This is a genomic window from Streptomyces sp. NPDC058877, from assembly GCF_042742855.1.
Taxonomy (GTDB): Bacteria; Actinomycetota; Actinomycetes; order Streptomycetales; family Streptomycetaceae; genus Streptomyces.
The window spans coordinates 1-9,409 of record NZ_JBHYMF010000238.1; the positions used below are offsets into that span (position 1 = coordinate 1).

Genomic DNA, 9,409 nt, shown 5'->3' on the forward strand with positions numbered 1-9,409 from the left:
CGTTTGTCCACACACCAACCGATGATCACGCGGTGGCCGTACCCGTTCCCAGCCAGGGTCGCCACAAGATCGCGAAACCAGACTGGAGTACTAGGCGGAGTGGCCGCCGACCGACTGCCCAAGCGGCAGCTGATGGTCGCTTCCTCGATCGTGTGCGGTCTTGCCCAGCTCGGCACAGCTGCCACCTTCATCGGTGGCATATCCCTTTGGTGGGGACTCGCCTGCCAGATCGTCTTCGGCATGTCGATGGCGATCGGCTATCCCGCGATGTTCGGGTACCTCCCGCACTGCGTCGAGCCGAAGAACCTCGGAGCCGCCAACGCGCTCCTCGGCGCCTGGACCGGAATGGCCTCGCTACTCGGTCCGACAGTGGCAGCGATCTCCGCCGCGCTCGGACCGCCCGCCCTCGCGCTCGCCGCGGACGGGGTGTCCTTCCTGTTCAGCGCCTTGCTCCTTGTGGGCCTGCCGCACGGAGGGCCCACCGAGCCGATCAATGACGCGGCGGCAGGGCTGCGTGAGGGATGGCAAGCGCTGCGCGGGCTCCCCTGGCTGCTGCGGATGACGGTGGTCGACAGTCTCATCCTGCTCCTGGTCGCCGCGCCCTTCATGGTGCTCGGCCCGGGCATCGTGCAGCACCTCACCCCGAATGGGTGGGCCCTGTTGATGGTCTCCTTCGCAGCGGGCGAATTGCTCGGCAGCCTCGCGTGTGGCCGCCTACGCCTGCGTCGCCCGATTCTGACCGCCGCACTCGGGCTGCTGGCTATGGGGCTGCCCCCCTTGCTGCTCGCCGCAGGTACCGGAGTACCGGCCTTGTGCGTCGCACAGTTCCTCGCGGGTGCCGGCATCGCCGCGTACGGCGTGCTCGTCAACACCGCCATCCAGCAGAACGTTCCGGCCGATCGTCTGTCCCGCGTGGGGGCGATCTCCTCGATCGGCTCGTTCGCCTTCCTGCCGCTCGGTTACGTGCTCGCTCCGCTCATCGCGGGTGTCGTCGGCCCCGAACCGGTGCTGTGGATCGCCGCGGTCTGGACGGTCGCCTCCGTCAGCGCGCTGGTCGCGGACCGTACCCTCCGCGAATTCGGCCCCCAAGCCAGCTCTGAACCATTTCGGAGTACGGTAGGGCAGTAGCCTCAGAAAGATCTCTAATGTCAGTGAAAAGGTATTCCAGTGTGGCCGAATGGGCCCGCAGCATACCGCCGGGAGCAGCAGCTCCGGAAATTGAGCGGACTATTCCGTGGTTGAGTGCGGAAGAGGGGCGAATCACTCGCGAGCAATACATTCTCAGTAATGCCGAATGCGCGCATCCCCATGCGCAGGTCAGCAATAGACCCTCGGTAGAATTCGCGACCTGCTACGTGATTCCGCATGACTGCCCGCATACCACCTACGCCACCTGGTCCGTGTTCTTCGGCTCCCCGCTGCGGGACCTTCTACACCGGCTACCCGACGCGCAGGAGAAGGAGCACCTGCGGGGAGCGATGGCGGACCTCGCGCGGCGCGCGCCCATCGAAGGCACGGACACCCTTGCCGTGGTCTCCCCGGGGTCGACACAGCCTGGCGTCACCAGCGGTGCGGGTGGAGTCCGGGCTCTGGCTGCGCTGGTGTCCGAGGCCGAGAACCTCGCGGACGAACGTGCACTGCCAGTGGTGGAGTTCGGCAACGTACGCGACGAACACGACTGGGCCCCGTTGCACCAGATACTGCGGGAGCGAGGGTACGTGCCGGTGACAACCGGCGCCGACGCGGTCCTCGACGTCCCCGCCACCGGGCTCGACGCCTACTTCGACGGCTTCCGCTCCCACCGGCGCAAGGTGCTCCGCAAAGAGCGGGCTCGGTTCCTGGCTCGGCAGCCCGATATCACACTGCTCGGCGCGCAGGGGCTGACCCCGGACCTGGTGGAGCTCCAGCTCGACCGGTACCGACGCTACGGGCACGAGGCCGACGCCGACGCCGTACGTGACCGGTTCGAGCGCGCTGCCGCCGTACCAGGACTGCATGTCCTGCGCGCCGACGGCGAAGACGGCCCGCTGGGTTTCGTCGCCTTCTACGAGGACCTCCCGCACCGACGTATCGTCCCGAGACTCGGCGCCTTCAGCACCGACGACCGGGGCAGTTACTTCAACCTCGCCTACTACGAGCTCATCGCCCATGCGGCGCGCGGCGGCGGCTTCCACATCCACTACGGGGAGTCGACGTATGGCGCCAAGACCACCCGGGGCTGCCGGCTGACCCGGCTCGTGACCTACTTCCGCGCAGCCGACCCGCTCCTGCACGACGTCCTCACCACGGCCGGTGCCATCCGGTCGGACCTCGAGGAACGGGAAATCGCCACCGCCGAGAACACGTTCGCCGCCTCCTGACCATCGCGGCCTCGCGCGTCGTACCAGGCCATCACAGCAGGCCCGCCCCGGGTACCCGGCAGAGTCCCTGCCTCGCAGCCGGGTCGGCTGCGCCTGCCTTCCCAAGAGAGAGACCAACGATGATCGCATCCAGTGCCAGCACGTCTCTCGTCGGCATGGGTGTCTTCCGCGCCGCAGCCGACGTGCGCCACCTGCAGTCCGTGAAAGTCGCCGGCGAGACACACCCGCTGTCCCCCGTCTCCAGCGGCTTCGTCACCATCAGGCCGCAGGGCTTCAAAGAGGACATGACCGCGGCCCTCGGAGCACTCGGCTGGGGCCGACCCGTGGCATTCGTCGAGGATGCCTGTGGCCTGGCCGAGTTCACCGCGGCTGCCACCGAATCGGAATACCTCCCGGCCGCCGAGGACAGCGCCGAGCCCATCGCCTTCGTCGTTCCCACCCTGTTTCGCAACCGCAGGGCCGCCTCGATCGCGCGGCGGTTGGACCGGCTTGGGACCATCACACGGCCCTTGAGTACCCCCGGCAGGCAAGGTATCGGGTGCAGATCGAAGTCCCAGTCCGTGCAGGCCGTGGGGGTGGGGCCGTGGACGCTCGACGTGGGTGAGGACGCCCTGGGCCCACTCGCCGCTGGCTGGCACGTAGTCATGACCGACTGGACGCACCGCCACACCTTCACCCGGATCCCCGGGCACGAGCGGTTCGTCCCGCACGTGCTGCCCTACCGCTACGGCGACTTCGACCAGAACATCGACCAGGTGGACGAGGCGCTGCGCGAGCTCCACGCCGCTGGCCACAATCACGTGGGCCTGCTCGTCGAAGGCAACCCTGACACGTACGACGTCCTCGACGGATTGCCGCTGTCCGACCGTGAGGTCCACGTCACCCCCGGCATCCCGATCGGCCTCCTCGCTGCCGCGCAGACCGCCCGGCACTTCCGGAACGACCCCTTCGCCCGGTCGTTCGCCTACCTCTCGGGACTTCACGGCCGCCACAGCCTGCCACCCCAGCAGTTCCTCGGGGAGCTCACCAGCTACCTGGCTGCGGGCATCACGTGCGTCCTGGTCGAAATGCACAAGGGCGACGTCGACCTCGCACTCGAAGCCGTCCGTCTCTGCGGTAAGGAGAAGTCCGTCGTGCTGATGAGCGACTACTTCTCCAGCGAGGAAGAGACCTTCTTCCTTCACGGCACCCCGGAAGGTCTTAGGGAAGGGCTCCCAGCGGACCGAGGGGGCCTGTCCAGCCTGTTGATCGCCGATGGAGGTCTGCGATGACCCGCCCCCTGCCCGCCGTACTGTTCGACGCCGCCGACACCCTCCTCGAACTGACCCCTGCCTTCCCTGAACTCCTCTCCACCTCCTGGCTCGGAGCCGAGGGAGCACCCTCGGCGCAGGACGTACGGGAGGCGCTGTGGGCCATCGGAGCCGAGGGCCACTGGCCCGACGACGAGCAGGCCGCCGACGCCCGGCTGGCCATGTGGACCGCGTTCTTCCACGACGCGCTGCGGCGCGCGGGCGGCGCCGACTCCCACGCCGCCGCGCAGCGCGCCGCTCGCTATGCCCTGGACCCTGCGCACTATCGCCTGTACCCCGACGTCCTGCCCTGCCTCGACGCACTGCGGGCCGCCGGTCACCAGCTCGCCTTGGTCTCCAACTTCGACGGATGGCTGCGGGACATCCTCGCGGCACACCAGCTCACCGAGCGGTTCGACGAGGTCGTCATCAGCAGCGAGGTCGGCTTCGAGAAGCCCCGCCCGGAGATCTTCACCCTGGCCTGCCGGCGGCTCGAACGGTCGCCCGCGGAGTGCGTGTTCATCGGCGACTCACTCGTCGTCGACATCGATGGGGCGCGGGACGCCGGCATGCACCCGCTGCTCATCGACCGCTACGGACGCTTCCCCGACCACCCCGGCCCCAAGGTCAACTCGCTTGAGACCCTGGTGGGCCTTGTGCCGAGCCTGCCGCTCACCACCCCGGAGGACGCCCGATGACGAGCGAAAAACCCCTCGAGACCGCTGTGGACACGGAGGCTGTGGCCCGCTCCGTCGCCACCGAGCACGGGCTGACACTCCATGGGCCCGCAGGCGAGGGGGTGGACTTCGTGGTCTGCCGCGTCGGGCACCCCGCTCTCGGCGAGGCAGTGCTACGCATCCCGCGCCACCGGGTGTACCTCTCGCCGTACGGGAACGTCGACAGCGCCGACCTGGTCCGGCAGGAGCACGAGATCGCCGCATACCTCGGTCCGCTCGGTCTGCCCGTGGCGACACCGCTGCGTCGGATCGAACGGCCGGACGGCCTCGTCGTCTCCCTCGCCGCCCATGTCGATCACGATGACGTGCCGATCGACGGCCGCGACGTGGGCCGCTTCCTCGCCGCGCTGCACGGCACGACGCCCCCGTCGGTGCGGCTCGCGTACCAGGCGCCCGGCGACTTCACGACCTTCTTCATCCAGCGGTTGGCCGACCGGCATACCAACCTGCGGCTCATGGCCCCGGCCCTGCCGCCCCTGCCCGCCCCCCACCGAATCGAAGCCGCCCTGGAGGCCGTCCGGGCCCCGCATCGCCTGCTGCACCTCGACGTCCGCCGACAGAACCTGCTGGGCCAACAGGGCCGGCTCGCCGCAGTCGTCGATTGGTCCAACGCTCTGGTCGGGCCGCCGCTCATGGAGCTTGCGAGGGTTGCCGAGTACGCCCGGCTGCCCGACAACAGAATCGACGCGGCGGCCATCCTGGCCGGCTACGCGGAGACGCTGACGACCCCGAGCCTGGACACTCCGGCGGCCCTGCTGTATCGGCTGGACACCGCAATCATGCTCGCGCTGGTCTTCCACAGCGTGGCCCCGGACGCCGAGCGCGCCCAAATTCTCACCGCACGGGCGGAGCACCTACTTGCGCGGCTCCATGCTGGCGTGCGCCCCGCAGACACCGCCGGTTCGTCCCACGAGCAAGGGAAGCAGCGCTGATGGACATCGTCGACCGCTACGGGCTCACCGTCGCCGAGCTCACCGCCGAGGAGGCACTCGCCTCGTCCGGCCCCTGGCGCGGGCCGGACGTCGACCTGCTGAGGGTCGTCGATCCCCACCCGCGCGACCAGGCACGCCTCACGGCCGCCGGGTTCATCGTGAAGCCCAGCTGGGTCAACTGGGTCGCGCCGCTACGAGCCTCCGAGGCCGACTTCCTCGGTGCACTCGGCTCCAACGAGAGGCGCAAGGTGCGACGAGGTCTGGAGCTCGCCGCCTCGGCCGGACTGCGCGTGGAGGTGCGGTCGGAGCTGGAGGAAGGCCCGTTGGAGGAGTTCCTGGGCGTGTACGAGAAGCAGGTCGCCGGCATGCGTAACGGCGTGAACCTGGCCCGCGGCGAGCAGCGCTCGCTCCTGGAGCAGTCTGGTTCCCACATCGGTGTTTTCGCGTACGAAGGAAGCCGCATGATAGGCGGGTGCGTCTGCCGAGTGCGCGCGGAAGGCTCCTTGCTCCAGCTGCGCTATGTGACCACTGCGGATGTCGACCAGCGCGGCTCCCTGACACGCGCCCTGTACATGGCGGCATTCCAGGCCGGCCGGGACCTGAGCTGCGCCCGCATGTCCCTGGGTAACGACACCTCTCTGTACGGGCATATCACCTCCCCCGGCCTGTACGAGTTCAAGAAGCGGCTTGGGTTTGCTCCGTTGCCTTCGGAGGCTGTCGACCCCGGTCTGGGAGGCGACGAGGCCGACCGCTTCGTGTCGCTGCGTGCTCTGACCGACCCGTCGCTGCTCCTCGCCTACGATGCCGGGTTCGGCACATTGAATGGTGAGCGGGAGAACCGCCCCCAGGGGCTCCGACTGCACATCCTGGCATCGGGGGACGACGTGGACCTCGCGCCGTACCGAGCAGACTTCCTCAGCGGAGTCGAGGTAACCGTGGTCCCCTGAGGTGAGGCGGCCGAAGCCGTCTCCGGGCCGTGGCAGCACGCATGGGTGGCACTGAAGTGCCAGGTCAGGCCGCGATAGGTGAACGAGGCTTGCCTGAGGTGGTCGGCGATGCGGGCGTGGAGCCGGGCGAGCGGGGACAGGGCGGCGTACCAGCGGCCCAGGCGGTCTATCTCGCCGGCGAGCTCGTCGTCGGGGAAGTGGCCGCCGTGGACGGCCTGGCGGTGGGCGTCGCCTTCGGCGTCCAGGTCGTCGGGGTCGAGGACGACGGGGCTGGTGGTGCGGCAGATGGTGCAGCGGTAGCGGTAGCGGCGCACGGTGGGCGGTCTCCCGAGAGGCTGGTGTTCGGGCAGGAAACGACGACGCCCCGCCCGGAAGTGATCCGAGCGGGGCGTTGCCGAGCTGTGCGGTGTGTCAGGTGTTGATCTGCCTGCGGACGTCTTCGACGCGGCGGAGGATCTCGGTGGCCATGTCGGTGATCGCCTGGAGCTGCCTGTCGATGTCGGCTGGGTCCGGGCCGGTGAACGAGAACGAGCGGCCGTCATCCTCCGACTGTGGGTCAGTGAAGGAGAACGAACGGCCGTCGTTGCGGTCCGGCTGCGGGTTGGTGAACGAGAACGACACGGGCAGCTCCAGCGTCAGATGTTCAGGTGGTGGGCACGCCGGATGGCGGCCTCCCACACGCTACGCACCTGCGCCCGATGGTGTCCCGCCGAGTGGTGTAGCCGATCAAGCTGGCGGAATCCGCAGGTCGTGGCCCGATTCGCCCTCGCCGGCGGCCCTGTTGGGGCTCGCCGAGCCGGGACCAGCGGTGATCGCACGACGGACCGCAGTGGCACGTCCCGGACGGCTCCGAAGCGGAGGCGACGGACCGTGATCGGCTACACCACGACGGGGGACACGACCCCTCACCTCCGTGCGCACCGGCCAGCTCGGGCCGTGCCGTCTTGGCGAGCCGGTCCAGGCGCTCGTAGAGCGCGCGGACGTGCCGGGCCCGGCGCTGGACGCAGTGCGCGGTGCCCTCCAGGCCGGTCGACAGGTGCTGGTCGGTCTCCTGCAGGACCAGGTCGGCCAGCGCGCGGGCCGGGTGGTCCTCGGGCAGGTGGGCGGCGGCGCGGCGGACATCGGCGGCGACTGCCCGGGCGGCTCCCGTCAGCAGCAGCGCGATCTGCTGGTAGTCGGCCGTCTCCAGGCCGGGGTCGGCTGTCCACGCGAGCACGGCCGTGGCCAGGCACTGGTGGGTCTCCCGGTCGAGGGGGAGTTCGCCGTCGATGCGTCCCTCGGGATCGTGCAGGACCGTGTGTGTGCTGCTCATCGGGTGGCCTCGCGGGGTGGGCGTGGTCGAGGACGGCGGTCACCGTTCGTCGGACGTGGCCGCAAGGCGACCGTAGGGGTGGGCGGGATGCGGTAGGACTGACCGTGAGTACGGGTTTCGGTGCGCAGGGCGACCGGGGAGCAGGCCGGTATGGGCAGGCCGCGACGGACATCGGCAGGGGCGGTGACGGGCTTCGTGCTGCGCCTGGTCCGCGAGTCGATCCCGTGCACGCAGGCCGGTCTGGCGGAGGTGCTGGGCGTGGACGTGGACACGCTGCAGGGCTGGGAGTCGGGGCGGCGTCCGCTGGCGAACATGCGGGCCGGGGCGCTGCTGGAGCTCCGGCGGCGGCTTCCGGCGCTCGGGGCGGATGCGGGGCTGGTGGTGTGGCTGGACGCGGCGATGGACGCGGACCGGATCATCGCGTCCGCCCTGGACGGCGGTGGCGAGGCGGCCGGGCCGCACCCGCTGGCCGGGTGGGTGCACACGAGGGACACCGCGCACATGCTGGCCTGGGCGCTGAACGGCACCGTCCCGCCGGCGCTCGCCGGACGCTTACCCCGGCCCCGGCGCGGTCCGGTCGCCGCCGCGCCGCAGCTGGCGGCCGCGGACCGGGCGGTGTTCTTCGACCACCTGCGGGAGACGACCGAGGCGGCGGCCCGGCAGGGCGAGGGCGGGATGCTGCTGCACCGTCAGGCGCTCTACCTCGCCTCCTACGACCGGGGTCCGGACGCGGCAGCGTGGACCGCGCACACCCTCCACCGGCGCCGGGACGTGCTGGCGCGGCGGGGCTGGTCGCCGCACTGGGCCGGCGCCCGCTCGACCGCCACGGCGCTCGCCCGCCAGGGCGACGCGCAGCCGCTGCTGGACTTCATCGACCGCGCGCTCGCCGACGACGACACCGCCGAGGCCGCGAACCTGAACTACTGGGCGCTGTGGCTGGGCGCCCTGCCGCTCCCGCAGCCGGACGACACCTTCATGCGAGACCGGGACCTGTCGGGCTGGGACCCGGTGACCTTGCTGCGGGGACTTGCCCGCGGCCTGCACCTCGCCCCTGGGTATGTCGACCTGTACGCGCACTCGCTGTGGGCGCTGCTGACCGCGTTCCCGTGGCTGCCGCAGGCCGCCGGCCCGCTGTCCGTCCCGCTGCGGGAGCGGACCGCGCAGCTCCTGGACGGGGCGGCGATCTCGGCGAGATCGCGGCGGGAGCTGGCCCATGTCCATTACGTTTTCGATCACACCCGCTGACACCGGAGGACCGCATGGCCGACGACACCACCCGGGGCACCGCGAGCTTCATCGCCGAGATGGGCGTGCTCAAGCGCGTCGCCAGGACCGGCTGGTGGTTCACCGGCAACAAGGCACCCGAGTCCGTGGCCGAGCACTCCTTCCGGGTCGGGGTGATCGGCTCGGTCCTCGCCATGATGGAGGGCGCCGACCCGGCGAGGGTGGCGCTGCTGTGCCTGTTCCACGACAGCCAGGAGACCCGGGTCGGGGACATCCCACACATCGGCCGCAAGTACATCAAGGCCGCCCCGAACGGCGAGGTGACCGCTGACCAGGTCGCCAACGCCCACCCGGCCGTGCGCACCGGCGTGCAGGGCGCGGTCGACGAGTACGAGGCCGGTGAGACGCCGGAGGCGATCGTCGCCCGGGACGCCGACAAGTTGGAGTGCCTGGTGCAGGCGGTGGAGTACCGCGAGCAGGGCTACAGCCTCACCCAGAACTGGATCGACACCAGCCTCGCCTCACTGAAGACGACGTCGGCGAAGGCCCTCGCCGACGCGGCGCTGTCGATGCCGTCGCTGGAATGGCAGAAGAACTTCCTGCCCTCC

Annotated in this window: 9 protein-coding genes and 1 pseudogene; 8 read left to right on the forward strand and 2 right to left on the reverse strand. The window is 70.2% G+C overall.

The window, feature by feature from the left end:
- The first annotated feature begins 99 nt into the window (after window positions 1–99).
- From ACFW2Y_RS32170 to ACFW2Y_RS32195, 6 genes are all read left to right on the forward strand, one after another.
- The gene (locus tag ACFW2Y_RS32170) at window positions 100–1,128 is read left to right on the forward strand and encodes an MFS transporter (RefSeq protein WP_384886121.1); all 1,029 of its coding nucleotides are present in this window, start codon (window positions 100–102) and stop codon (window positions 1,126–1,128) included.
- Between the two features lie 227 nt (window positions 1,129–1,355).
- Complete coding sequence (locus ACFW2Y_RS32175; protein ID WP_384886124.1) at window positions 1,356–2,360, forward strand: hypothetical protein; 1,005 nt, start codon at window positions 1,356–1,358, stop codon at window positions 2,358–2,360.
- 119 nt (window positions 2,361–2,479) lie between these two features.
- Window positions 2,480–3,631 carry a hypothetical protein gene (locus ACFW2Y_RS32180; protein ID WP_384886126.1) on the forward strand — a complete coding sequence of 384 codons (1,152 nt, stop codon included), beginning with the start codon at window positions 2,480–2,482 and terminating at the stop codon, window positions 3,629–3,631.
- Window positions 3,628–4,347: an HAD family hydrolase gene (locus ACFW2Y_RS32185; RefSeq protein ID WP_384886129.1), complete on the forward strand. Its 720-nt coding sequence runs from the start codon at window positions 3,628–3,630 to the stop codon at window positions 4,345–4,347. Before ACFW2Y_RS32180 ends, ACFW2Y_RS32185 begins: the two co-directional genes overlap by 4 nt.
- Window positions 4,344–5,318 (forward strand): phosphotransferase family protein, encoded by a 975-nt coding sequence (locus ACFW2Y_RS32190; RefSeq protein ID WP_384886132.1) that lies wholly within the window; start codon window positions 4,344–4,346, stop codon window positions 5,316–5,318. Before ACFW2Y_RS32185 ends, ACFW2Y_RS32190 begins: the two co-directional genes overlap by 4 nt.
- Window positions 5,318–6,265 carry a GNAT family N-acetyltransferase gene (locus ACFW2Y_RS32195; RefSeq protein WP_384886135.1) on the forward strand — a complete coding sequence of 316 codons (948 nt, stop codon included), beginning with the start codon at window positions 5,318–5,320 and terminating at the stop codon, window positions 6,263–6,265. Before ACFW2Y_RS32190 ends, ACFW2Y_RS32195 begins: the two co-directional genes overlap by 1 nt.
- 411 nt (window positions 6,266–6,676) lie before the next feature.
- Here ACFW2Y_RS32195 and ACFW2Y_RS32200 read toward each other — a convergent pair whose 3' ends face one another.
- Together ACFW2Y_RS32200 and ACFW2Y_RS32205 are read right to left on the reverse strand one after the other, a co-directional pair.
- On the reverse strand, window positions 6,677–6,886 hold the full coding sequence (locus ACFW2Y_RS32200) for a hypothetical protein (RefSeq protein WP_384886138.1): 210 nt from the start codon (window positions 6,884–6,886) through the stop codon (window positions 6,677–6,679).
- 316 nt (window positions 6,887–7,202) lie between these two features.
- Window positions 7,203–7,577 (reverse strand): annotated as a pseudogene (locus ACFW2Y_RS32205) (restriction endonuclease); the annotation flags it as partial.
- Window positions 7,578–7,727: 150 nt separating this feature from the next.
- On the opposite strand from ACFW2Y_RS32205, the gene ACFW2Y_RS32210 reads away from it, so the two are divergent.
- Together ACFW2Y_RS32210 and ACFW2Y_RS32215 are read left to right on the forward strand one after the other, a co-directional pair.
- Window positions 7,728–8,822 (forward strand): helix-turn-helix domain-containing protein, encoded by a 1,095-nt coding sequence (locus ACFW2Y_RS32210; protein ID WP_384886140.1) that lies wholly within the window; start codon window positions 7,728–7,730, stop codon window positions 8,820–8,822.
- Between the two features lie 14 nt (window positions 8,823–8,836).
- The coding region (locus ACFW2Y_RS32215; protein ID WP_384886142.1) for an HD family hydrolase at window positions 8,837–9,409 on the forward strand (573 nt) is incomplete at its 3' end.

Excerpts from the sequence above, each read along its gene's own strand:
- ACFW2Y_RS32185 (WP_384886129.1), top strand. The coding sequence starts at position 3,628 with ATGACCCGCCCCCTGCCCGCCGTACTGTTCGACGCCGCCGACACCCTC.
- ACFW2Y_RS32210 (WP_384886140.1), top strand. The coding sequence starts at position 7,728 with ATGGGCAGGCCGCGACGGACATCGGCAGGGGCGGTGACGGGCTTCGTG.
- ACFW2Y_RS32190 (WP_384886132.1), top strand. The coding sequence starts at position 4,344 with ATGACGAGCGAAAAACCCCTCGAGACCGCTGTGGACACGGAGGCTGTG.
- ACFW2Y_RS32195 (WP_384886135.1), top strand. The coding sequence starts at position 5,318 with ATGGACATCGTCGACCGCTACGGGCTCACCGTCGCCGAGCTCACCGCC.
- ACFW2Y_RS32180 (WP_384886126.1), top strand. The coding sequence starts at position 2,480 with ATGATCGCATCCAGTGCCAGCACGTCTCTCGTCGGCATGGGTGTCTTC.